The following is a 23,586-nucleotide window of genomic DNA, read 5'->3' on the forward strand; positions in this document are numbered from 1 at the left end:
GCGATGGACGAAGGTTTACGCTTCGCTATCCGTGAAGGTGGCCGTACAGTTGGTGCTGGTGTTGTTGCAACTATCGTAGAGTAATATCAACAGATAGAGCTCCACAGCTTATAAAAAGGTCGCTTAGGCGGCCTTTTTTAATGTCTGTAGAAAAGCTATCAGCTGCCAGCTTTCAGACGTCAGATCAGAACGGTGGGGTTGTTTAGTGCAGTGCCTACTCAAGCAATGAAATCCCGTAGGAGGCACTTTAGTGCCGAATTAGAACCATTCTTACAATTAGGTTTGACCTAGATTCTTTAAACTTTACTCTTGCTAACTCGCAACTCGCAACTCGCAACTCGCAACTCGCAACTCGCAACTCGCAACTCGCAACTCGCAACTCGCAACTCGCTAACTCGCAACTCGCTAACTCGCTAACTCGCAACTTTCCTATGAACTAATTCACTCATTTAGCACTCTTAAAAATAAAACGAGGCGCTTGGGTGTTAAAAGGGAATTACAAAGCATGGATCATCTCAATTTCGTTACATGCTGTTTTGTTGCTGTTATTTGCTCGATATGGAAAGTCTTTGAAACTCCCCGCAGTCGCTGAACCGCCAAAAGTAATCAACGCGTATGTGAGTGTTGATTTAACTTCGTTACCTAGCTTGCAGAAAATCCAAGAAAAACCTTCACCTGAGCAAACAGAAGGAATGCCTGATGAGGTTAATTCTTTGCCAAAAAACGAAGAAACTTCGCAGAGTAGCTCTGGGCAGATAAGTGATACTAATACAGTTAATTCCACAATAGATGAACCAAAAAAAGCTACCTCTGAGGTTGTAAAGCCTAATCAGGCACTTGAGAATTCAAAAACCACCGCAGTACCATTTAAAAAGCTCAACCCTTATGCGCCAATCCCACAGCTTAATTTTGAAAATGGCTCTTCAAGTGCTTCGTTATTTGGGCAGGTTGAAGACGTGAATGATAATTCGCCAGCAGGCAGGGTTACAGTGCCTGCGCAATTAACCGTCTCTGATAAAGCAACTGTCGTTTGGCAAAATGGCGATGGCAGCAAGCGTATCGAGGTGCTAAATGGCATGTGTTATGGCATAGATTTTAATTCGGTGTTTGGTAAATCTGGAGTGCCAAGCGGATCCCCAAGACCCTGTGAAGATAAAGAAGCAAAGCTATTTAAAGATATAATGAATAAGTGGGGTAAAAAGTAATAAAAACACTTTACCTCAACTTAACTTGAGCTTTTAAAGTAGCGTTTTTTGTAATGGATATCGCTATGAACTCACTAGAAAACTATTTATTAAGCCTGCAGATCAATTGCTATCACACGTCAGTGATACAGGTTTCTCAAGTACAAACACGCATTTGGCAGTCATTACAAAATAGTTCTACTTATGCAAATAGCGTAATCGAAGAATTTGAATTAAGCGGACAACCTCTTAGTTATCAACATGCCGCCCTATTTACGCTGGTTTTACAGCAGCTCGGTTATAAAATAAAGCCAACAGAAGAAAATACTTTGTCGGTAAGGCATAACCATTTGTTACATGACATTCGTCTTGTCGAGCAGTTAAACCCTAATGGGGCTTAAGTCATGCTTTACCGTATAAAAAGGCACTTAGCCGAAACTAAGTGCCTTGGCTTAACGAAGTTACCAAATCATTTCTACAAATTCTGGGTGATCCACAAATGGGTTGCGGTTACCTTGATGTTCATAAGCTGCTTGGTTACGGTCAAGCTCTAATTGGCTAACAGGATCCTCGTTATGCCACTTTAATAACATAGCAACAACCCAGCTCTCAAAAACCTGATCAGATGAACCATTCAGTACAGCATTACTGTAGGTTGTGTTGTTTTGCCATGAGCCAATCACGTTTTCATAGCGTGTTGCCATATAGAAATAGGCTCTTGCAAAGTCACCTTTAAATTCATCAATAGGTTCAAAAACCGTTCCTGAGTAATTTAATGAGCTGGCAGCGCTGCCTACTTTGCTGCCGTTACTAGAGGTATAGCTTGCACTAGCTACTTCACCAAATGGGTAGTTACTGCGTTTTGAATTCACATAACCATCAGTGGCAAAAATGTGATGTACGTCTGAATTCATTGGCTCAACCTTACCACCAAACCAACTTTTCGGGAAAGAATGCTCACGGTTGTAGCAATCAGCTTCGCTGTTGTATGTACCACATTGGTCGCTTACAGCAACATAGTTGTAGCTGTCTTGGCCTGCGGGGTTTTCTGAATAACGGTCTAAAATAGAGTTGTCGTTTTCAAAATACTTATCGCGTGAAGCAATATCGTAAAAACTCCAAATAGCTGAATAGCCCTGCGAGTTGTGACCTTTGATAATGTTGTATAGTTCTGTTTTCAGTGCATAACCACTAAGGCCTTGCGTTGTAACATAGTACCCCGTTGGCTCTGTTGGTGTTGTACCACCCCCGTCACCGCCACCTGAGCTATCACCTAAACTAAACGGCGTAGCTTCTGAGTTTTGGAAGCTTGCACCACTGGCGAGTACTGTTTGACCGAATGAAAGGTTATAGCTACCGTTACCGTAAGAGCAGCATATGCCATCACCATAGCTATCAAAAATAGTAAAGGTATAGTCACCATCAGTTAAACATGCTTGCTCACTGTACTGAGTATTTGCTGCGTAGCTGCCGCCTGATGCTACTGCACTACCTTGGCTATTGGTTATTTGCCAGCTGGTTTCTTCCCCATAGTTATCGGTAGTGAGGGTAAAAGATACTTGGTTATCGGCGCAGCTGCCCGTAGGTGGTGGGGTTGAGCCTGTGTTTGGTGCAAAGTTATCTACATAAACGACTTCGCTGCCATCAAAACCAGTTACGTCGTAAAAGCGCAGGCCAACATTAATTGATGTAGTATCAGGGGCTGTGTACTGATAACTGATTTGTTGCCATTGATTAGTTAATGCTGAGTTAGAATAGCCTTGATAGCCATCAACTACTAAGCGAGCTTTTACGCCGCCTTCTGTATGGTAAACCCAAGCAGAAAACTCATAACTTTCACCCGCCACTACCTCTACTAATTGTTGTAAATCGGTATTACTTTGCGAGCCAGTATTAACCACGACTTGTGCTGAGTAATTACCTGAGTAAACTACATTAGTATTAGCGCTAAGACTAATACCGCTATCAATAGTGCTCCAGCTTGCAGGGGTATTTGCTGACCAGCTTTCGAAGTCGGCGTTACTAACATTTGCCAATGCTGAACTTGCTAAACAAAGTAAGCTACTGGCTAGCATATATTTTTTACATGTCCCGTGTGACATTGTATTTTCCTTTTTATATTTTAATAGTTTTTGCTGTTCTCAAAATGAACACAGCGAGTATAGGCTAATTGGCTTATGTTGCAATAATGTTAATTAATAAAAGTTTCTTATTTGGGAATTTTTGCTTTTAACATGTTTTTTTTGGATAAATACTAAATTAATAACTAAATGGAATATCAAAGCAGATTCTATTCTTTTTTAATCGCCTCAGACCTCGTTATTCTTCACGCTCAGATAAACCTTTAAAGCATTTCTATTGAGTCTTTAAAGTCGAAAAAATTGTTCGCGAAATGACAGTAGCAAGTTCGTTTCGCAGTTAACTTTTCAGGGTTACGAGGAATAAATTCATGTTGTTAAGTCAACTAAATGCAGCGGCGAGCCCGCTATCGCAAGAGCAAGTACAGAAGCTGCAAGGCTTAGTGGCTGAACTTAATCCAATTCAGCAAGCGTGGGTAAGTGGTTACTTAGCTGCGAATGCCAACGCAGGTGCATTAACCGGTGGTGTTGCTGCCACTCCAGCTGCAGGTGATGCGGCACCGCTAACTATTTTATATGGCTCGCAAACGGGTAACGCAAAAGGCGTGGCGAGCAAGTTAAAAGAGCAGGCTGAGTCGCGCGGTCTAACTGTTAAGCTAGTAAACATGGCTGACTACAAACCAACTGCCCTGAAAAAAGAAAAATTCATCACGGTTGTTGTTTCAACTTACGGTGAGGGCGAGCCACCAGAAGACGCTGAAAGCCTGCATGAGTTTTTAACAACTAAAAAAGCACCAAAACTAGATGGTGTTAAAGTGGCTGTGATCGGCTTAGGTGATTCAAGCTACGAGTTCTTCTGCCAAACAGCAAAAGATTTTGAAGAACGTTTTAACAAGCTTGGCGCAGAAACTATTTTCCAGCGTGCTGACTTAGACGTTGATTACGATGATGAAGCAGCTAAGTGGATTGATGGTGCACTTGATGCGTTTGAACCTGCTCTTAAAGCGCAGCAGCAAGCAAGTGGTGGTCAAGTTGTGGCTATGCCATTTGGTGCAGCGGCACCAGCAGCAAGCCAATACACCAAGCAAAACCCATTTGCTGCAGAGCTAAGTGTTGTGCAAAAAATTACGGGCCGTGATTCAACCAAAGACGTGCGTCATGTAGAAATCTCATTAGAAGGTTCAGACATCACCTATACACCGGGTGATTCGCTAGGCGTTTACTTCTTAAATGACGAAGCGCTTGTTGATGAAGTACTTACGCTTACACAAATCGATGCATCTAGCACGGTTAAACTTGGCGACGAAGAACTAAGTGTTCGTGATGCATTAATCGAAAAATTAGAATTAACTCAGTCATACCCAGGCTTTGTTGAAAAATACGCAACAGCAACGGGCAATCCTGAATTATTAAAGTTAGTTGAAGATAAAGCGGCAATGCGTGAGTACATCGAACCTCGCCAAATCTTCGATATTATTCGTCAAAGCCCAGCTCAACTAGAAGCACAAACCTTAGTAGACTGCTTACGTAAACTACAAGCACGTTTATATTCGATTGCATCTAGCCAAGCTGAAGTTGAAGAAGAAGTTCACTTAACTGTGGGTCTGGTTGAGTTTGATGCATTCGGTAGCGAGCATTTAGGTGGTTGTTCTGGCTATTTAGCACGTCGTGCTGAAGAAGGCTGTAAAGTAAAAGTATTCAGCGAGCATAACGATAACTTCCGTTTACCGGCTAATGATGAAACGCCAATTATCATGGTAGGTCCGGGTACGGGTATTGCCCCATTCCGTGCGTTTTTACAAGAGCGTGATGCCCGTGAAGCAAGCGGTAAAAACTGGTTATTCTTTGGTAACCCACACTTTACTCAAGACTTCTTATACCAAGTAGAAATTCAAGGTTACTTGAAGTCAGGTTTACTGACTAAAGTTGATGTGGCGTTTAGCCGTGATCAAGCTGAAAAAGTTTATGTTCAAGACAAACTTCGCAAAAACAGCCAAGAAGTATTTGCTTGGTTAGAAGCGGGTGCTCATTTGTATATCTGTGGTGACGCAAACCGCATGGCGAAAGATGTTCATCAGGCGCTTGTAGACATTATCAAAGAAAATAGCGGCAAAGATGATGAACAAGCTGAGCAATATTTAAAAGATTTACGTAGCGCAAACCGCTATCAGAAAGACGTGTACTAATCACGTTTAAAGCTAACAGCCGTCACTGTAACAAATTTAGGAAATACCATGAGCGAACAAGACAAAAACGTAAAGCTTTCTGATAACGAGCGTTTGAAAAGAGAAAGTAACTTTTTACGTGGCACAATTGAGCAAGATTTAAAAGACGAGATCACCGGTGGTTTCACTGCTGATAACTTCCAACTGATCCGTTTCCACGGCATGTACCAGCAAGATGACCGTGATATTCGCCCTGAGCGCGCTAAACAAAAACTAGAGCCGTTACATAACGTTATGTTACGTGCTCGTATGCCTGGCGGTATCATCAAGCCAGAGCAATGGTTAGCAATTGATAAGTTTGCTGAAGAGAAAACCAGCTATGGCAGTATTCGTTTAACCACGCGTCAAACGTTCCAGTTCCATGGTGTGCTTAAGCCAAACATTAAAGGCATGCACCAAATGCTTAATAGCGTGGGTATTGACTCAATCGCAACGGCGGGCGACGTAAACCGAAACGTATTATGTACAACTAACCCAGTTGAGTCTGAGCTTCACCAAGAAGCTTACGAGTGGGCTGCGAAGATCTCTGAGCACCTATTACCAAAAACTAAAGCATACGCTGAAATTTGGCTAAATGGCGAAAAGAGTGAAACCACTGAAGAGCCAATCTTAGGTTCAACTTACTTACCGCGTAAGTTTAAAACCACAGTAACAATTCCACCAAACAATGAAGTGGATGTGCATGCGAACGACTTAAACTTCGTGGCAATTGCAGAAAACGGCAAGTTAGTTGGCTTTAACGTGTTAGTGGGTGGTGGTCTTGCGATGACTCACGGTGATACAGCAACGTATCCGCGTAAAGCAGATGACTTTGGTTTTATTCCACTTGAGCATACGTTAAAAATTGCTGAGCACGTGGTGTCTGTACAGCGTGATTGGGGTAACCGCTCTAATCGTAAAAATGCGAAAACTAAGTACACATTAGACCGTGTAGGTTCTGATGTATTTAAAGCAGAAGTTGAAAAACGTGCCGGTGTTCAATTTCAGCAGAGCCGCCCGTATGAGTTCACTCACCGTGGTGACCGCATCGGTTGGGTTGAAGGTATTGACGGTAAGCACCACTTAACGCTGTTTATTCAAAGTGGCCGTATTTTAGATTACCCAAATCAACCTCTTAAAACAGGCTGTCGTAAAATTGCTGAAATTCACCAAGGTGATTTCCGTATGACAGCAAACCAAAACTTAATCATTGCAGGTGTTCCGGCTGATCAAAAAGCGGTAATCGAAGAAATTGCTCGCAACCATGGCTTAATTGATGACAGCCATACAGAGCAGCGTAAAAACTCAATGGCGTGTGTGGCATTACCAACGTGTCCGTTAGCGATGGCTGAAGCAGAGCGCTATTTACCAAGCTTAATTGAGAAAACTGAAGCGTTATTAGCTAAGCACGGTATCAGCGATGACAACATTATTATGCGTGTTGTGGGTTGTCCGAATGGCTGTGGCCGCGCCATGTTGGCAGAAGCGGGTCTTGTTGGTAAAGGTCCGGGTAAATACAACGTGTACTTAGGCGGTAACCGCGAAGGCACGCGTATTCCAAAATTGTATTTAGAAAATGTCGGCGAAGACGTATACCTAGAAGCATTTGATAAGCTAATTGGCCAATGGGCAAGTGAGCGTAATGAAGGCGAGTGTTTTGGTGATTTTGTAATTCGCAAAGGCATTGTTGCTGAAGTAAAAGTTTCAGTAACCGATTTTCACGCATAATTTTATAAGCGATACCGCTTTAAGGTTTGGAATTAACCATGAGTGAATTTAAAAATATCTTAACGATGAGCAAAGAAGACCAAACAGCCATGCTGGCTGATATTAATGGTCTTTTGGCTGATAAAAGCGCAGAAGAGCGTGTTGCATGGGCACTTGAAAACTTACCAAGCACACACTTTTTGTCGTCGAGCTTTGGTATTCAAGCGGCGGTGATGTTGCACTTAGTAACATCGCAGCAGCCAGATATTCCTGTAGTACTGACTGACACTGGTTATTTGTTCCCTGAAACCTATCAGTTCATCGAGCAAATGACGGAGCGACTTTCGCTTAATCTTAAAGTTTATAAAGCTGAGCTTAGCCCCGCGTGGCAAGAAGCGAAGTTTGGTAAACTTTGGGAGCAAGGTGAAGCCGGTATTAAGCAGTATAATCAACTGAATAAAGTTGAGCCTATGAGCCGCGCATTAAACGAGTTGCAAGCAGGCACCTGGTTTAGTGGTTTACGTCGTGACCAATCATCAAGCCGTGCTGACAAGCAAATTGTTGAAATCAGCCGTGGTACTGTGAAAGTCTACCCACTTATTGAGTGGAACAACCGCGATATTTATCAGTATCTAACTAAGCATGATTTACCGTATCACCCACTTTGGGAACAAGGTTATGTGTCTATGGGTGATGTACACACCACGCGTAAACTTGAACCAGGTATGACAGAAGAAGAGACGCGTTTCTTTGGTTTAAACCGTGAATGTGGCTTACATATTGATGGTGATGGTATCTAATCCTAAATTCCTATCAGAATTTTCGTAAAGCGCAACCTAGGTTGCGCTTTTTTTGTGCTATTTATATACAATCTCAGGCTTAATTCTATGAGAGAAAATTATGAGTCGTGCTGTTGTTTTTTTATTGTTGTTTTTAATTGTGCCTTTAGTGCGAGCAGAAACTTTGAGAGTTGCGCTTTATGACACAGATTATCCTCCTTATCATTTTGCTGACAGTGGTCATAAAGGGCTTGTTGATGAGTTATTAATTCGTTTTACTGAGAAATATAATCATGATATTCAATACATGCTGGTACCTGAAGTACGTTCACAGCATTTACTTGATGAAGGCAAAGTTGATGTGCGCTTAGAGTCTGAGCAATGGTATCGCGGAGGTAATCAATACTATTGGAGTGATAGCATAGCCGTTGTTGAAGATATTTTTAGTTATGCCGAGTGGTTGTCATATTCCAGCTATTGATGAGCTAGGTGGCTATGTGTTGATGGCCCGCTTTGGCTATACCTACCCACAATTTGAAGCGTTGTTTGCATCTGGAAAATTGCACCGTGAGGACTTTTACTCAGAACTAGATATGCTTAATGCTTTAGTCGACATGCAGCAAAATCAACGTGTTGCTGTGATCGCAAAAAACACATTGCAGTGGTATGCCTCAAAAAATAATGCTTTTAAAAAATTCACGGTGAGTGATTACAGTGTTGGTAAGGCGTCGATGCAATTACAGTTTGCTTACAATGAAAAAGGTAAGCGTATGAGCGAGCAATTTAATGAATTTATGAAAAATCTTAAATCATCCGGTGAATTTGCTAAGATTGAGAGTAACTACCAATAATCGGTAAATCGAATGATTAAGCGTTTTTGTTACCTTGCCGTTATGCTGCTACTAACCAGTGTCGCGCTGCTGTTTTATATTAAAAAGCCAGACGGTAAACCTTACTTAGAACTGAGCATGTTCGAGCGTTACTCAGAAAAAGTTAGTGGTGATGTGAGTGATTTTGCTTCGCAAAGTGCCGATACACTTACCAGCCAAGCAAAAAAGCTTACTGAGAAATTGAGTTTTAGCAAAGACGTTAATACACCTGTTGTTGTTTATAAATGGCAAGATGAACATGGTCAGTGGCACTATGCTGATACACCTCACCCTAATTACGTTAGTACCCCGGTAAGTTTAGATCCGAACGACATAACAGTGCTACCTGCAGAGACTTTTCAGGCAGATGAGAAGCAACCAGCAACCGTTAAAGCTAACGAAGCACCTTCAGCGCTTGGCGTATACGACCCTAAAAATGTACAAAAGATGATGCAAGACGCTGAGCAAGTAAAACAGCTTATGGAGAAACGTAACAAGCAACTTGAACAGCAGCTCAAAGAGCAAGGTGGAAATTAGCTCTGTTTGTTATGTGCTTTTAGATCGCTTTCCATTTTCATCAGTAAAATAGTGAGATAAATTTTGGTAGGCAAAGAGAATAGCACACCAACGGCAATACACGCTGCGCTGATCATTATGCCATGTATACCCATGCTATCACTTAAGTAATTACCGGCTAATAAAGAGTGCCCCAATATAATTAGGCAAATACCTAAAATAATAAAGGTTTTTAAGATTCGAATGATGGTTTGTTCAGTCATACAAGCACCTCACTTTAGCCTTAATTAAAGTGTAGGTGCTGTTGTAATTAATGGGATTGTTCTAAATCAAGCAATTGTTGATTATCTATCCAATTTTACTGGGCCGTTGATGTTATCGATGCTTAAATCACCTGAACCCGCTTCGATGATTGTCAGGCCGAGTGTGTCATCTACATAAATACTGCCAGAGCCATCGGTAATGGTAACTAGCCCTTTGATTTGTCTTACATCGATATCGCCAGAGCCATCTTCAATAGTAAGCGCACCAGCCAATGTTTTAACGCTGATACTACCTGATTCGTCAATAATACGCGCAGGTCCTTGGCTGTTCTCTATTTGGATATCACCAGAGTCATCTTCAATATCAATACGCCCTTGGCCTTGGTCTATCATAATTGAGCCAGAATCGTCTTCAATGCTGATATTGCCGCTGACATTGCTAATGCGAATATCGCCCGAGTCATCATCAATATTAATTGTGCGACCACCTTCGATCACAATTGATCCTGAGTCATCATCAATGCTGATATCGTTTTGCATAGCACGTATCACGATATCACCTGAGTCATCATCGATATCTAGGTTAAGGTTGCTAGGCACAGAGACAATTAAATCAATATGAGGTGATGAGCCACTGTAAAACGAAAAGTTACCATTATTGAGCTTACTGATAAGCTCTGCGGTGTCGCCGTGCTTTTCGAGGGTTAATGTATAGGTCTCATCGCCTTTAGCCGCATAGATATTAGCATTCACTGTGATAGCCGTGGCGTTGCTGTCGCCTTTGATGATCAGTGAACCTGCTTCGGCATCAATTTTTAGCTCGTTTAAATTGACAGCCGACACGCTTAAGTCTTGTTGTTTTTGTTCTGCGATTTGACCCGGAGAGACATGAATAACACAGCCCGTTAATAATAAACTTGATGAGATGGCCGTTGCGCAAATTGCGCGTTTGAATGATGCAATAGTCATAAGGATTCCAAAATTATTGTGATTTTTATCTGGTTAGCATTTGCAAACTATGGTCCAATTTTAACATGCTGATTTTTATGTGCTTTTAATTATTGTAAGTAAGTGTGTTGGTCTAAATTGCAATTAATTGGTGATTTAAACAAAAAAGGGGCTGAAAATTCAGCCCCTTAGTTAACTTAAAAGCAGTTATTGCTCAGCCAGCATATTACGCAGTACATACTGTAAAATACCGCCGTGTTTGTAGTAATCCCACTCTTTCGGGGTATCTATACGTACATCAACACTAAAGCTAATTTGTTTGCCTTCACTGTTAGTGGCAATCACACTGACTTCATTGGTTTTGTCATATAAGCCTTCAAAGTCGAATGATTCTTGACCCGTTAGACCCAGTGACTCATAGCTTTCACCTTCTTTAAATTGTAGGGGTAAAACACCCATACCAATCAGGTTTGAGCGGTGAATACGCTCATAGCTTTGTGCAATAACGGCTTTAACACCAAGCAGAAGTGAACCTTTAGCAGCCCAGTCGCGTGATGAGCCTGTGCCATATTCGGCGCCCGCTAAAATGATCAGTGGCGTGCCATCTTGCTGATATTGCATCGCTGCATCATAAATACTGGCAAGCTCATCGCTTGGTTGCATACGAGTTACACCGCCTTCGGTACCTGGTGCTAATAGATTACGTAAACGCACATTAGCAAAGGTACCGCGCATCATTACTTCGTGGTTACCACGGCGCGAACCGTACGAGTTAAATTGTGCTTTTTGTACACCGTGCTCTTGCAAGTAAAGACCTGCTGGCGCATCCGCTTTAATCGCACCTGCTGGCGAGATGTGGTCAGTGGTAACTGAGTCACCTAATTTTGCTAAACAGCGCGCACCACTAATGCTAGGAATGCCAGGAGGTTCAATTTCCATACCATCAAAGAATGGCGCTTTTTTGATGTAGGTTGACGCATCATCCCAATCATAAAGTTTGCCATCAGGAATTTGAATTTTCTGCCAACGATCATCACCTTGATATACGTTGCCATAGCTTGATGCGAACATTTCTTTGGTTACAGTTTCGCGGACGAGTTCGTTCACTTCACTAACACTTGGCCAGATATTTTTTAGATAAATGTCATTACCATTAGGGTCTTGCGCAAGCGGCTCGTTATAAACGTCTATATCTGTACGACCCGCAATTGCGTATGCAACCACAAGAGGTGGTGACGCTAAGAAGTTCATTTTCACATCTTGGTGAATACGACCTTCAAAGTTACGGTTACCCGATAAAATAGAGCTTACAACCAGTTTATGCTTTTGAATTGCATCGGTGATTTCATCAGCTAGTGGGCCTGAGTTACCGATACAGGTTGTACAACCATAACCGACAAGGTTAAAGCCTAACGCATCTAAATCATCCATTAAGTCGGCTTTTTTCAAGTAATCAGTCACCACTTGTGAGCCAGGAGCAAGTGAGGTTTTAACCCATGGTTTAACCTTTAAGCCCAGTTGCTTGGCTTTTTTAGCCACTAGGCCAGCAGCTAAAATAACACTTGGGTTTGACGTGTTTGTACAACTTGTAATTGCAGCAATGACACAAGCGCCATCATTAAGCTCAAACTCTTCGCCTTTAAAATTAACCTTAGCTGCGCCCATAAACTGAGCTTCGTTCACTGGCTCATCAGGGTTAGTGGTTGGGCCTTCATCTTCAATGCGTGCCTCTTGAACATCGCTTTTATCGCGATGTTGCATACGTTCTTCTTGAAAGCCTTTTAAGTGCTCACCAATAATGCTACCTGCTTTATCAAGGGCGATTCTATCTTGCGGGCGCTTAGGACCAGCAAGGCTTGGCACAACATCATCAAGTGATAGCTCTAGTGTGTCGGTATAATGAGCTTCATCGCCAGGGTTACGCCATAAACCTTGGTGCTTTGCATAGTCCTCGATGAGTTTAAGTTGCTTGTCATCGCGGTTAGTTAAACGTAGGTAGTTAATGGTTTCATCATCAATTGGGAAAATACCGCAGGTTGCACCATACTCAGGCGCCATGTTTGCGATAGTTGCTCGGTCTGCAAGTGGTAAATCAGCTAGACCATCACCATAAAACTCAACAAATTTACCCACCACGCCATGGTTACGCAGCATTTCTGTTACGGTTAGCACAAGGTCTGTTGCAGTTGTGCCTTCTGGCAGGCGACCATTGAGCTTAAAGCCAACGACCTGTGGAATAAGTAAGCTGATTGGTTGACCAAGCATTGCGGCTTCGGCTTCAATACCACCCACACCCCAGCCTAATACCCCAAGACCATTGATCATGGTGGTGTGCGAATCGGTTCCGACTAGGGTATCTGGGTAGGCGAGTGATTTACCATTTTTACTATCGTTAAATACCACGCGGGCTAAATATTCTAAGTTAACTTGGTGTACGATACCGGTTGCTGGTGGCACGACTTTCAAGTTATCGAAGGCAGTTTGCCCCCAGCGTAAAAATTCGTAACGCTCTTTGTTACGCTCATATTCAAGTTTCGCATTTAAGTCGAATGAGCCATCTTCACCGTAGCCGTCAACTTGTACTGAGTGGTCAATAACAAGCTCAGCAGGCGACAGCGGATTAATTTTTGCGGGGTCGCCGCCAAGTTTTTCCATGGCATCACGCATCGCGGCTAAATCGACAATGGCGGGTACGCCGGTAAAATCTTGCATGACAACGCGAGCAGGCGTAAACGCTACTTCTGCGGATGGTTTCGCTTGAGGGTCCCAGTTTAGTAAAGCATCGATATCTTGCTTTTTAATATTAACGCCATCTTCATTGCGCAACAGGTTTTCAAGTAAGATTTTTAGAGAGAATGGCAGACGTTTTGCTTTGTCGCCTAAACCTTGTAAAGAGTGAATATGATATTGCTCACCATTAATCGTAAGCTGCTTTTGGGTATCAAAACTGTTATTCATTATTTGCCCCTGTGGTTTGAGCAAGCAATTTGGCTTGCTTTGTTGTTTCCTTTTCGAAATAGACACAGTGTTATTGCAAACTTAATACCAGCTGAGAAATTCATCTAGCTGATGAAAAAATATGCTACCTAATATAGTTGCTGCTGATGTGATTTATTTCAAGGGAGAGAGGCAGATAAAAAGGGTAGTCACTTTAAACTACCCTCAGAAATAAGTGTTTTTAGTTAAGCCAGTTTTGTTGTTTACCTTTATGGCTAATAAACAGTAATAGTAAACCAATAACGATAACACACAGTGGCATTGCTAATGCGCTAGTACCAAACATAGCAAGGCTATCTATCACCACAAAATTATAATATTGCTGGACTAATACGGCGATAAACGAGATTAAAAATAGCTCGCGCGCAAGGGCTTTTTTTGCCAGTAATAAGATGCTCGCGAAGCTTGCTGCAAACACGGCAATCGCAAAGGCAGCCGTTGACCAGAGCGGTATGTCGCGGTATGCGGCTTGTTGTGCTTCGGGGAGTTGGTTAATCATTTCGGGTGTGATCAACAGTTGCATTACGAACGCAATGACACCTAAAAGATTCCATACAAGGGCTGCCCAAGCTAGTGGCTTGAGCCAAGCTGGAGGATTCATAAATCACCTTTTATTGTTGTTATAATCGCATTCAATTAAAGGTGATTTATGCTAACTAAGCAAGCTCTAGTTAACCAAACTCTAGTTAACCAAACGAGATAGGGCGGCGACCGGTTTTTTCGTCTACTTTTGGCTTTTTAGTACGTTTGCGCTTCGATTTTTTTGGCGCTTCTTCAGCGCTTTGTGGTTGTGCTTTTTGTACAGGTTCCGGTGGGCGAGGATTTGGTGTTGCATCTTCGCTTAGTGTCAGTTGGAACAACTCACCATCGAAAGCCAGCACGTCACCACTGTATAATTTTTTCCGTTTTATTGTACAAATTTCATAGTTAACTCCAACATAACCTTCACCAATTAAGGCTTTTGCTTGGCCGCCTGTTTCGACTAGGTCGAGCACTTTTAGCAAGTTGCATAACTCTATTGGCTCTTCTTCTAGTTCAATTTCGATGAAATCTTCGTTCATGTTGGTCTCTCTTAATTCAATCGCAGCCATTATAAAGCCTAGCACTCAATTGAACCAAGATTAAATTTTTAAGCTCTTCAAGCGGTTAAAATTTGCAGCAATAAATAATCTGACATTTTTATAAACAGTAAAAAAACTGCAGTATTTACTGGGTACACTGCGCGCGTTTGGAATTGGTGTACAAATTGCTAAATGCATGTCCGTTTCATTTTTTATTCGTTCAGGAGAAGTTGTAATGGGCGTAAGATCAGCGCTAAGGAAAGAGTTAATGGGTTTGCAAGATTCGTCATTGCTTGCTGCAGATGATGTGCGAGCTTTGTTAACGCAAACAATTAAGTCTCAGCCTGAAAAGTCAGAACAAGGTTTTGCGTTAATTTCGCGTTTTAATGATAACCATAGCCAGTTAAGTTCAGGTGAAACAAATAAAGAAAAACTGCTTCAGCATCAAACTCACCGTTTATTTAAAGATATTCTATATACCCGTCAAAGTGTTAATAGTTGGCTAAAAAAACATCTTAGTTGATTTATTGTTTTTCTCACTTTAGACTACATTTGTAATCTAAAGTGAGAAAGAACATGAAAAGGATAATTTCAGCAGCCATATTTTTAATTTTGGCAGGTTGTCAGCAAGCTACAGTCTACGTATACACAGAAAACCTTGAACAGTCGCAGTTGCAATCATTAGAGCAAGCATTAAATAAACAAAGCTTACCCTATGAATATACCCAGCTTCCTGTGCCAAGAGAGTTTACTGATGCAACCTTAATGCTATCGAGCGATAAAATTCTTACTCATGAAGCCGAGCAACTAGCTGAAATTATGCAGGGACTGGGTTATCAAGCTGAAATTAAATACACCACAGATGCCAATCACTTTTACAATCATGGCAATATTGGCTTTTACTTAAGAGCTAAAAATACCACCACCAGTTTTACTATGCCGGCTCGTGTACTCACCACTGGATGCGTTGAAGACAAGTATAATGATCTTGCTGTTACGTTTAATGATAAGCAGGCGCACTTTACCCTTACAAGCGGTAGAAAAGTCTCCCTAGATTGGGATTATTTATATGGCTACTTAGTTATTTATTATAAAAATTATTCGCAAACATACAGCCATTTAACGCCAGAAGTGAGTACTCCTTTTGGTATGAAACCATCAGATACTTACCGTTACACGGCACGTGTTAATAGCCCAAGTTGGTTAAATTGCTCATTACAAATTGTGTATATGGATTAGCTACGCGACTCGAGGTAATTACTAAGCTTAGTAATACGCTCACTCATGCCTTCGATTATGCGATCTTTAATTTTTTCACGGATTACATTAGGTAAGCGGGTGAGTGCTTCAGGGGAAATAGCTAACAAAATGGTATCGACCCTAGCGCGTGCACTGGTACTGTGCTCTCGGTTATTGATAAATGCGCCTTCCCCGATAAATTCACCGGGCTCAATGGTGCCAAGTTCGAGTAAATGACTTTGTTTGAATACCATCAGTGAGCCGCTTAGCACGATATAAAGTCGTTTATCAGCATCATATTGTTTAAAAACAGCACGGCCTTGTTTGACCAAATACAAATGACTGAATGATTCTAATAACACTTGTCGCTCACTGAGAGTAAAATCTCTAAAGAACGACAATCTGTTAATAATTTCCATTTGTTTAATTAGTGGAATGTGCTCGATTAACTTCATTGACTCACATAGGTATAGCGCGAAATTAGCTAATATTGCGCTCTTTTAGCTTGCGGGTCAATGTATTGCGGCCCCAACCAATCTTCACTGCGGCTTCTTGCTTGTGGCCAGCACAGTTGGCAAGGGCGGTTTTAATCAAACGAGTTTCGAGTTGTGCTTGAATGGCAGGCCAAATATTTTCTTTGCCTTGTTTAAGTTCAAGGTTAAGCCATTGTTGAAATGCATCCAGCCAATCACCTTCTTGCTCAGTCGGTGTAACAGCAACAATCTCTGGTGGTAAATCTTGCTCGCTGATCAGCTCACCCGGTGCCATAACCGTTAACCAGCGGCAAGTATTCTCTAATTGGCGCACGTTACCTGGCCAATTGAATAGGCGCAGTTGCTCAGTAGCTTTAGGGCTTAAGATCTTACTTTCAACCTGCAGCTCTTTGGCACTTTTATGTAAAAAATGCTGTGCTAGTCGTTCAATATCTTCAGTACGCTCACGTAGCGCGGGTAAGCGTAAACGCACCACGTTTAAGCGATGGAATAAGTCGTCACGAAACTTACCTTGTTTTACCAAGTCTTCGAGGTTTTGGTGCGTTGCAGCGATAATACGTACATCAACTTTAATGCTTTGATGACCACCAACACGGTAAAACTCACCATCGGCTAACACGCGTAATAAACGCGTTTGTACATCGAGCGGCATATCACCTATTTCATCTAAAAATAAGGTGCCGCCATTCGCTTGTTCAAAACGGCCTTTACGAATACTGTCGGCTCCAGTGAACGCGCCTTTTTCGTGACCGAATAACTCTGACTCGACCAATTCTTTTGGAATGGCAGCCATATTCAAAGCTATAAATTGGTTTTCTTTACGAGGGCTGTGGTTATGCAGGGCGCTTGCAACTAGCTCTTTACCTGTCCCTGACTCACCATTAATCAGCACACTCATACTTGATGCTGATAATTTACCAATTGCCCTAAACACCTCTTGCATAGCAGGCGCTTCGCCTATGATATGCGCATTGGTTTGTGGTGCTTGCTTACGTTTAGTTTTTTTCGTTGAATTAGCACGGCATGCGCTTTCGACCAGCGCGACAGCTTCATCTAAATCGAACGGTTTAGCGAGATACTCAAATGCCCCTTTTTGGAAGGCATTTACCGCCGAATCTAAGTCTGAGTGGGCAGTCATGATGATCACTGGCAGGCCTGGGTTTTGCTCAGCAATAGTTTCAAGTAACGCCATACCGTCCATACCCGGCATTCGTACATCAGATACTAATACCGTTGGCTGGCTAAACTTTAATGCATTAAGCACATCTTGTGCGTTCGCATAGCTTTCAGTTTCAAATCCTGCACGTGCCAACGCTTTCTCTAGTACAAAGCGAATTGAGGCATCATCATCAACTAACCAGACTGTTTTCATGACTACTCCAAAAAACCATTAATCCGTAAAAGGCAAATAGATATTAAATTCTGTATGGCCTGGCCAACTGTCACAATCAATGTGGCCGTCATGTTGGTCAACCAAGGTTTGCGCTATCGATAAACCAAGCCCTGATCCATTTTCTTTGTTGGTGATCATTGGGTAGAACAAGGTTTCACGTAAGCTCTTGTCTATACCTGGGCCGTTATCCGAAATTTGGATCAGCAAGGTTTTTTTCGGCGCCTTACCTGGGCGCCTGTGTTGATGATTGATGCGGGTTTTTATTCTTATCTCGCCACCATCAACCAGTGCCTGTTGTGCATTACGAATAATGTTCAGTACCACTTGTTGAATTTTACTTTGGTCAATGTACACACTCGGTATACTTGGATCATAGTCTTTCACTAAAGTGATATTGGCATTGTTATCTAACATGCTCAGTTTAATCACTGACTCTAACGCTTGGTGAATGTTGCCATAGGATTTATGTGGCAATTGATTCGGACCAAGTAAGCGGTCTACAAGCTCGCGTAAACGGTCTGCTTGTTCAATGATTAATTCGGCACATTGATCACGTTCTTGCTGATCAACCTCATATTGCAATAATTGCGCCGCTCCGCGAATTCCACCTAAAGGATTTTTAATTTCGTGTGCCAAACCACGAATTAGGTTACGTGCTGCTTGATACTGATGCATTTGGTTCGAAGCTTGATCGTGGCGAATTTCATCATCCATTTGTCGGCATTCAAACAAAATATAATTTTCATCATTGCTGCTTATTCGGCGCGTGCTAATGGTCAGCTTGGCATGGCGAGAATCGACGAACACCACGTCAGCTCTATGCTGGTGGCAATCAACACCATCGAACAACGAATACTGAGCAATGCGTTTTAAGTCTATCGAGTGGTAATTGAATAGGTTATCGAACGGTTGGTTGATAATGCGCTTGGGCCCTAAACCTAAAAGCTCACTGGCGCTATCGTTTGCATAAACTAGTTTAAAATCTCGGTCGAGTAAAATGACAGCAGTACTTAAATTTTTCCAAATACTGTCGAGCAGTTCAGAGTTAAAATGTGTTTCACTGAGCATGGTTGCACCATTTTAGTGCGTTTCAATTTAGTGCAGCTTAGCATACTCTTTTTACTTTGCGAGAAGTCATGCCAAAAACCTTAGTTTCCGCCATAAATTGAGGTTCTGTGCATGAAAAAGGTGCTGACTGGGCTAACCGAAACGAGTTTATTATTAGCATCATAAAGTTTAGCTTGTAATGTGTGTTCTCCACGCTCGACCTCTCTTAGTGCAAAGGTCGTGCTATTACTTGGTGCACCATGAGGATTACCATCAAATAAAAGTTGTACTTTAAATCCGTTTTCAAAGCGTGGACTAATTCGGGCGGTGACATACACTGAACCGGTATTTTCTCGCACGGTCGCTTCATTAGCAGGAGAAGCAATACTGACTTTAAATTTGACTGGTGTCGCACTTGGTGCGCTATCAAGTATGCTGGTGTCGGTAGCTGGCATGGTCAGGTTTTGGGTATTCATCTTTACTTCGGTAGCGCCAGGGCGCGGTGTATCAGAAAATACTAAAACGCCGTTTTTATCTTTCCAAGAATACACTTTCTGCGCTGCGCTATAGCCAAAAAAGCTTATAAAAATCAGCGATAGTACCAATAAAGTTGTGCTTTTCACCCTGCAACCCTGCATTTTTTAATCTAAATAAAACTGTAGAGTAGAACCCGCTCAATTACCATTAAAAAAGCCCGCAGAGCGGGCTTGAGAACACACATTTATTATCTTTCAGATAATTCTGGTACAGCGTGTGTTACACGCTGTAGTACATTTCGAACTCAACTGGGTGAGTTGTCATGTTAAGTTTTTCAACTTCTTGACCTTTAAGCGCGATGTATGCATCGATTAGGTCATCAGTGAATACACCACCTTGAGTTAAGAACTCACGGTCAGCATCTAGTGATGCAAGTGCTTCTTGTAAAGAAGATGCAACTTGTGGGATCTCAGCTGCTTCTTCAGCAGGTAGATCGTATAAGTCTTTATCCATTGCATCGCCAGGGTGAATCTTGTTTTTGATACCGTCAAGGCCAGCCATAAGCATTGCAGAGAATGCTAAGTATGGGTTAGCTGTTGGATCAGGGAAACGAATTTCGATACGACGTGCTTTTGCAGACGGTACCACTGGGATACGGATTGAAGCAGAACGGTTACGTGCAGAATATGCAAGCATTACTGGTGCTTCGAAGCCTGGTACTAGGCGCTTGTATGAGTTAGTTGATGCGTTAGCAAATGCGTTGATTGCTTTAGCGTGCTTGATGATACCACCGATGTAGTAAAGAGCTTCTTCAGATAGACCTGCGTATTTGTCACCAGCGAAGATGTTTACGCCATCTTTACCTAGAGATTGGTGGCAGTGCATACCAGAACCGTTATCACCTACGATTGGTTTAGGCATGAATGTCGCTGTTTTTCCGTAAAGGTGAGCCATGTTATGGATAACATATTTCATCTCTTGGATTTCGTCAGCTTTTAATACCATTGTATTGAAGCGCGTTGCGATCTCATTTTGACCTGCAGTTGCTACTTCGTGGTGGTGAGCTTCAACTACTTGACCTAGTTCTTCAAGAACTAAACAAGTTGCTGAACGCCAGTCTTGTGATGAATCAACAGGAGAACACGGGAAGTAACCGCCTTTAACACCTGGACGGTGACCCATGTTGCCACCTTCGTAATCTTTATCTGAGTTCCAAGCAGCTTCTACAGAATCGATTTTGTACATAGAACCAGACATGTCTGATTTGTATTTAACGTCATCAAAAAGGAAGAACTCTGGCTCTGGACCGAATAAAACAGTGTCAGCAATACCAGTAGAACGCATGTACTCTTCAGCGCGTTTTGCAACAGAACGTGGATCACGCTCATAACCTTGAAGTGTTGAAGGCTCAACTACGTCACAACGTACGATTAGTGTAGCTTCTTCAGAAAACGGGTCCATTTTCGCAGACTCAGGAACAGGCATAAGCACCATGTCTGATTCGTTGATACCTTTCCAGCCAGCAATTGAAGAACCGTCAAACATTTTGCCGTCTTCGAAAAAATCTTCATCAATTTGATGATGAGGAATAGAAACATGCTGTTCTTTACCTTTGGTATCAGTAAAGCGTAAATCAATGAACTTAACGTCATTTTCTTTGATAAAATCTAAAACCGATTGTGACATGTGTCCTCCAATTGTTGGGTTTTATTTTTTGCTGCATTATTGCTTTTCGCTTATATAAGCTGGTTTCGTGCCATTTCTTTAACACCTTGTTTAGACTTACAAAAAACAAACAAGGCTTTGTTTTGTTAACTTTTATCGCACTAAGTTGGTGCGTAAAAAGATCATTGTGGTGCGTAAAAAGTGCGACCTTGTTTTGCACAATTATTGAGCGTGCCAATTTTTCTGTTTTAAACACGATTTAGTGCCAAAATATGGTTCAAAAACTAAAATTTCGCCAGTTTTGAGATCAGATTCACTTTAATTTTCATAAATTTGTCATTTATAAAACAGATACTTAGAAAAAGCCTGAAGAAAGTTTATAAATTTATATTGGATAAACTTTCATCCATGCCATTATTAAGGGATAATATGCGCCCTTTTAAATCCTATGCTGGGACATCTGGTGAAAACGCAGGTGAGTGCGTAGATCTTGCAGGATCAATGAGATTCAATTTCTCTGAGAAAAAATATGAGCATCGAAAAGTTAAGAAATATAGCGATTATCGCCCACGTTGACCACGGTAAAACAACTTTGGTTGATAAACTGCTTGAGCAATCAGGCACATTAGAAACGCGCGGTGGTAACGAAGAGCGCGTAATGGACTCAAACGACATTGAGAAAGAGCGTGGTATTACCATTTTAGCTAAAAACACAGCTATCTCTTGGAACGACTACCATATCAATATCGTAGACACCCCAGGACACGCCGACTTCGGTGGTGAAGTAGAACGCGTACTTTCGATGGCTGACTCAGTATTACTACTTGTTGATGCTCAAGAAGGTCCAATGCCGCAAACGCGTTTCGTAACGCAAAAAGCATTCGCACAAGGTTTAACGCCGATTGTTGTTATCAACAAAATCGACAAACCAGGTGCACGTCCTGACTGGGTTATGGACCAAGTTTTCGACTTATTCGATAACTTAGGTGCAACTGACGAACAGTTAGACTTTAAAGTAATCTATGCATCAGCTATCAACGGCTGGGCAACAATGGATTTAGACGAGTCATCAGATAACATGGAACCAATGTTCCAGATGATCGTTGACGAAGTATCTCCACCGGATGCAGATCCTGAAGGTGCTTTCCAAATGCAAATTTCTCAGCTTGACTACAACTCATACATCGGTGTTATCGGTGTGGGTCGTATCAAGCGTGGTACTGTTAAGCCTAACCAACAAGTAACGGTTGTTAGTGCAGACGGTACTAAGCGTAACGGTAAAGTTGGCCAAGTAATGAGCTATTTAGGCCTTGACCGTCATGAAGCAGCATCTGCTGGCGCTGGTGACATTATTGCTATCACAGGTCTTGGTGAGCTGAAAATTTCAGACACTATCTGTGATGTAAATACAGTTGAAGCATTACCAGCACTAAGTGTTGATGAGCCTACAGTAACAATGACGTTCTCTGTAAACACATCACCATTTGCTGGTAAAGAAGGTAAATTCGTAACTTCACGTAACATCCTTGAGCGTTTACAAGCTGAACTTGTTCACAACGTAGCACTACGTGTTGAAGAAACTGATAACCCAGATAGCTTCCGTGTTTCTGGTCGTGGTGAGTTACACTTAGGTATCTTGATCGAGAATATGCGTCGTGAAGGTTTCGAACTTGCAGTATCTCGCCCAGAAGTAATTATTCGTGAAGTTGATGGCCAAAAAGAAGAGCCATACGAAACACTTACAATCGACTGTCAAGAAGAGCACCAAGGTTCTATCATGGAACAAATTGGTCTTCGTAAGGGTGAACTAACAGACATGTCTCCAGATGGTAAAGGCCGTGTACGTATGGACTTTATGATCCCAAGCCGTGGCTTAATTGGTTTCCAAACTGAATTCATGACATTAACGTCTGGTTCTGGTCTTCTTTACCACACATTCGATCACTACGGTCCACATAAAGGCGGTACTATCGGTGCTCGTAAGAATGGTGTAATGATTGCTAACGCAACAGGTAAAGCACTTACTAACGCATTATTCAACCTACAAGACCGCGGTAAGTTATTCATCGGTCACGGTGTTGAAGTTTACGAAGGTATGGTTATCGGTATCCACAGCCGTGACAACGACCTAACAGTAAACGCGCTTAAAGGTAAGCAACTTACAAACGTTCGTGCATCTGGTACAGATGAAGCACAAACACTTGTTCCACCACTAAACTACACGCTTGAACAAGCGATTGAGTTCATCGATGATGACGAGTTAGTGGAAGTGACACCTGAAAACATCCGTATTCGTAAGCGTCACTTAACTGAAAGTGAGCGTAAGCGTGCGAGCCGTCAAGCTAAAGACTAATAAGGTCTTTTAGTTTTACAAAATTAAAACCGCCGTATTGAAAAATACGGCGGTTTTTTGTTGTATGATTAGCCGTTAGCCGTTAGCCGTTAGCCGTTAGCCGTTAGCCGTTAGCCGTAAAAAATCGAGAAGTTAGATTTCAGAAGTCAGATATCAGTTGATCGAGAGGGTGGTTTTATTTTTTATGTAATTAAACAAACAATCTTGTTGTTGAGGAAATGTATTTTACTTTGTTCTAACCACTAACCACTAACCACTAACCACTAACCACTAACCACTAACCACTAACCACTAACCACTAACCACTAACCA

At 42.0% G+C, this 23,586-nt stretch carries 22 protein-coding genes and 1 pseudogene; 12 read left to right on the forward strand and 11 right to left on the reverse strand.

Annotated elements, in window-relative coordinates:
• The 3 genes and pseudogenes from MTF66_RS37635 to MTF66_RS37645 form a co-directional block, all read left to right on the forward strand.
• A pseudogene (locus tag MTF66_RS37635) lies at nucleotides 1–84 on the forward strand (elongation factor Tu); the annotation flags it as partial.
• A gap of 398 nt (nucleotides 85–482) precedes the next feature.
• Nucleotides 483–1,205 (forward strand): hypothetical protein, encoded by a 723-nt coding sequence (locus MTF66_RS37640; RefSeq protein WP_248530280.1) that lies wholly within the window; start codon nucleotides 483–485, stop codon nucleotides 1,203–1,205.
• A 65-nt stretch (nucleotides 1,206–1,270) separates the two neighbouring features.
• Nucleotides 1,271–1,585, forward strand: a complete 315-nt coding sequence (locus MTF66_RS37645; protein ID WP_248530281.1) for a hypothetical protein — start codon at nucleotides 1,271–1,273, stop codon at nucleotides 1,583–1,585.
• 60 nt (nucleotides 1,586–1,645) lie between these two features.
• Here MTF66_RS37645 and MTF66_RS37650 read toward each other — a convergent pair whose 3' ends face one another.
• Nucleotides 1,646–3,286 (reverse strand): endonuclease, encoded by a 1,641-nt coding sequence (locus MTF66_RS37650; protein ID WP_248530282.1) that lies wholly within the window; start codon nucleotides 3,284–3,286, stop codon nucleotides 1,646–1,648.
• Between the two features lie 347 nt (nucleotides 3,287–3,633).
• On the opposite strand from MTF66_RS37650, the gene MTF66_RS37655 reads away from it, so the two are divergent.
• The 6 genes from MTF66_RS37655 to MTF66_RS37680 all read left to right on the forward strand — a co-directional run bounded on the left by MTF66_RS37655 (nucleotide 3,634) and on the right by MTF66_RS37680 (nucleotide 9,358).
• A complete protein-coding gene (locus MTF66_RS37655; RefSeq protein WP_248530283.1) occupies nucleotides 3,634–5,448 on the forward strand; it encodes an assimilatory sulfite reductase (NADPH) flavoprotein subunit in 1,815 nt (604 codons plus the stop codon).
• Between the two features lie 48 nt (nucleotides 5,449–5,496).
• Nucleotides 5,497–7,194 (forward strand): assimilatory sulfite reductase (NADPH) hemoprotein subunit, encoded by a 1,698-nt coding sequence (gene cysI / locus MTF66_RS37660; RefSeq protein WP_058584009.1) that lies wholly within the window; start codon nucleotides 5,497–5,499, stop codon nucleotides 7,192–7,194.
• Between the two features lie 38 nt (nucleotides 7,195–7,232).
• Nucleotides 7,233–7,973 carry a phosphoadenylyl-sulfate reductase gene (locus MTF66_RS37665; protein ID WP_248530284.1) on the forward strand — a complete coding sequence of 247 codons (741 nt, stop codon included), beginning with the start codon at nucleotides 7,233–7,235 and terminating at the stop codon, nucleotides 7,971–7,973.
• Nucleotides 7,974–8,073: 100 nt separating this feature from the next.
• A complete protein-coding gene (locus MTF66_RS37670; RefSeq protein WP_248530285.1) occupies nucleotides 8,074–8,433 on the forward strand; it encodes a hypothetical protein in 360 nt (119 codons plus the stop codon).
• Nucleotides 8,402–8,803, forward strand: coding sequence for a transporter substrate-binding domain-containing protein (locus tag MTF66_RS37675; RefSeq protein WP_248530286.1), 402 nt, complete (start codon nucleotides 8,402–8,404; stop codon nucleotides 8,801–8,803). The genes MTF66_RS37670 and MTF66_RS37675 overlap by 32 nt, the downstream gene beginning before the upstream one ends.
• 12 nt (nucleotides 8,804–8,815) lie before the next feature.
• Nucleotides 8,816–9,358: a DUF4124 domain-containing protein gene (locus MTF66_RS37680; RefSeq protein WP_248530287.1), complete on the forward strand. Its 543-nt coding sequence runs from the start codon at nucleotides 8,816–8,818 to the stop codon at nucleotides 9,356–9,358.
• On the opposite strand, the gene MTF66_RS37685 is transcribed toward MTF66_RS37680, so the two are convergent.
• The 5 genes from MTF66_RS37685 to MTF66_RS37705 form a co-directional block, all read right to left on the reverse strand.
• Complete coding sequence (locus MTF66_RS37685) at nucleotides 9,355–9,600, reverse strand: hypothetical protein (protein WP_058584005.1); 246 nt, start codon at nucleotides 9,598–9,600, stop codon at nucleotides 9,355–9,357. The two genes, MTF66_RS37680 and MTF66_RS37685, sit on opposite strands and share 4 nt — an antisense overlap.
• A gap of 81 nt (nucleotides 9,601–9,681) precedes the next feature.
• A complete protein-coding gene (locus MTF66_RS37690; RefSeq protein WP_058584004.1) occupies nucleotides 9,682–10,569 on the reverse strand; it encodes a DUF4097 family beta strand repeat-containing protein in 888 nt (295 codons plus the stop codon).
• 186 nt (nucleotides 10,570–10,755) lie between these two features.
• The gene (gene acnA, locus MTF66_RS37695; RefSeq protein WP_055198926.1) at nucleotides 10,756–13,506 is read right to left on the reverse strand and encodes an aconitate hydratase AcnA; all 2,751 of its coding nucleotides are present in this window, start codon (nucleotides 13,504–13,506) and stop codon (nucleotides 10,756–10,758) included.
• Nucleotides 13,507–13,726: 220 nt separating this feature from the next.
• The gene (locus MTF66_RS37700) at nucleotides 13,727–14,146 is read right to left on the reverse strand and encodes a hypothetical protein (protein ID WP_054563443.1); all 420 of its coding nucleotides are present in this window, start codon (nucleotides 14,144–14,146) and stop codon (nucleotides 13,727–13,729) included.
• An 85-nt stretch (nucleotides 14,147–14,231) separates the two neighbouring features.
• Nucleotides 14,232–14,606: an RNA-binding S4 domain-containing protein gene (locus MTF66_RS37705; protein ID WP_054563502.1), complete on the reverse strand. Its 375-nt coding sequence runs from the start codon at nucleotides 14,604–14,606 to the stop codon at nucleotides 14,232–14,234.
• 235 nt (nucleotides 14,607–14,841) lie between these two features.
• Here MTF66_RS37705 and MTF66_RS37710 point away from each other — a divergent pair, with 235 nt between their 5' ends.
• Together MTF66_RS37710 and MTF66_RS37715 are read left to right on the forward strand one after the other, a co-directional pair.
• Nucleotides 14,842–15,129: a hypothetical protein gene (locus MTF66_RS37710; RefSeq protein ID WP_055198928.1), complete on the forward strand. Its 288-nt coding sequence runs from the start codon at nucleotides 14,842–14,844 to the stop codon at nucleotides 15,127–15,129.
• A 53-nt stretch (nucleotides 15,130–15,182) separates the two neighbouring features.
• Nucleotides 15,183–15,845 (forward strand): hypothetical protein, encoded by a 663-nt coding sequence (locus MTF66_RS37715; protein WP_058584002.1) that lies wholly within the window; start codon nucleotides 15,183–15,185, stop codon nucleotides 15,843–15,845.
• Here MTF66_RS37715 and MTF66_RS37720 read toward each other — a convergent pair.
• From MTF66_RS37720 to glnA, 5 genes are all read right to left on the reverse strand, one after another.
• Nucleotides 15,842–16,300: a Crp/Fnr family transcriptional regulator gene (locus tag MTF66_RS37720; RefSeq protein ID WP_248530288.1), complete on the reverse strand. Its 459-nt coding sequence runs from the start codon at nucleotides 16,298–16,300 to the stop codon at nucleotides 15,842–15,844. The genes MTF66_RS37715 and MTF66_RS37720 overlap by 4 nt on opposite strands.
• 25 nt (nucleotides 16,301–16,325) lie before the next feature.
• Nucleotides 16,326–17,711 (reverse strand): nitrogen regulation protein NR(I), encoded by a 1,386-nt coding sequence (gene ntrC / locus MTF66_RS37725; protein ID WP_055198930.1) that lies wholly within the window; start codon nucleotides 17,709–17,711, stop codon nucleotides 16,326–16,328.
• Between the two features lie 18 nt (nucleotides 17,712–17,729).
• Nucleotides 17,730–18,800, reverse strand: coding sequence for a nitrogen regulation protein NR(II) (glnL, locus tag MTF66_RS37730; protein ID WP_054563448.1), 1,071 nt, complete (start codon nucleotides 18,798–18,800; stop codon nucleotides 17,730–17,732).
• Between the two features lie 80 nt (nucleotides 18,801–18,880).
• Complete coding sequence (locus MTF66_RS37735; protein WP_248530289.1) at nucleotides 18,881–19,402, reverse strand: DUF4124 domain-containing protein; 522 nt, start codon at nucleotides 19,400–19,402, stop codon at nucleotides 18,881–18,883.
• 133 nt (nucleotides 19,403–19,535) lie between these two features.
• Nucleotides 19,536–20,942 carry a glutamate--ammonia ligase gene (glnA, locus tag MTF66_RS37740; RefSeq protein WP_058583999.1) on the reverse strand — a complete coding sequence of 469 codons (1,407 nt, stop codon included), beginning with the start codon at nucleotides 20,940–20,942 and terminating at the stop codon, nucleotides 19,536–19,538.
• Nucleotides 20,943–21,450: 508 nt separating this feature from the next.
• On the opposite strand from glnA, the gene typA reads away from it, so the two are divergent.
• Nucleotides 21,451–23,274, forward strand: coding sequence for a translational GTPase TypA (typA, locus tag MTF66_RS37745; RefSeq protein ID WP_248530290.1), 1,824 nt, complete (start codon nucleotides 21,451–21,453; stop codon nucleotides 23,272–23,274).
• Nucleotides 23,275–23,586: the final 312 nt, after the last annotated feature.

It is taken from the genome of Pseudoalteromonas sp. 2CM39R (assembly GCF_023161845.1).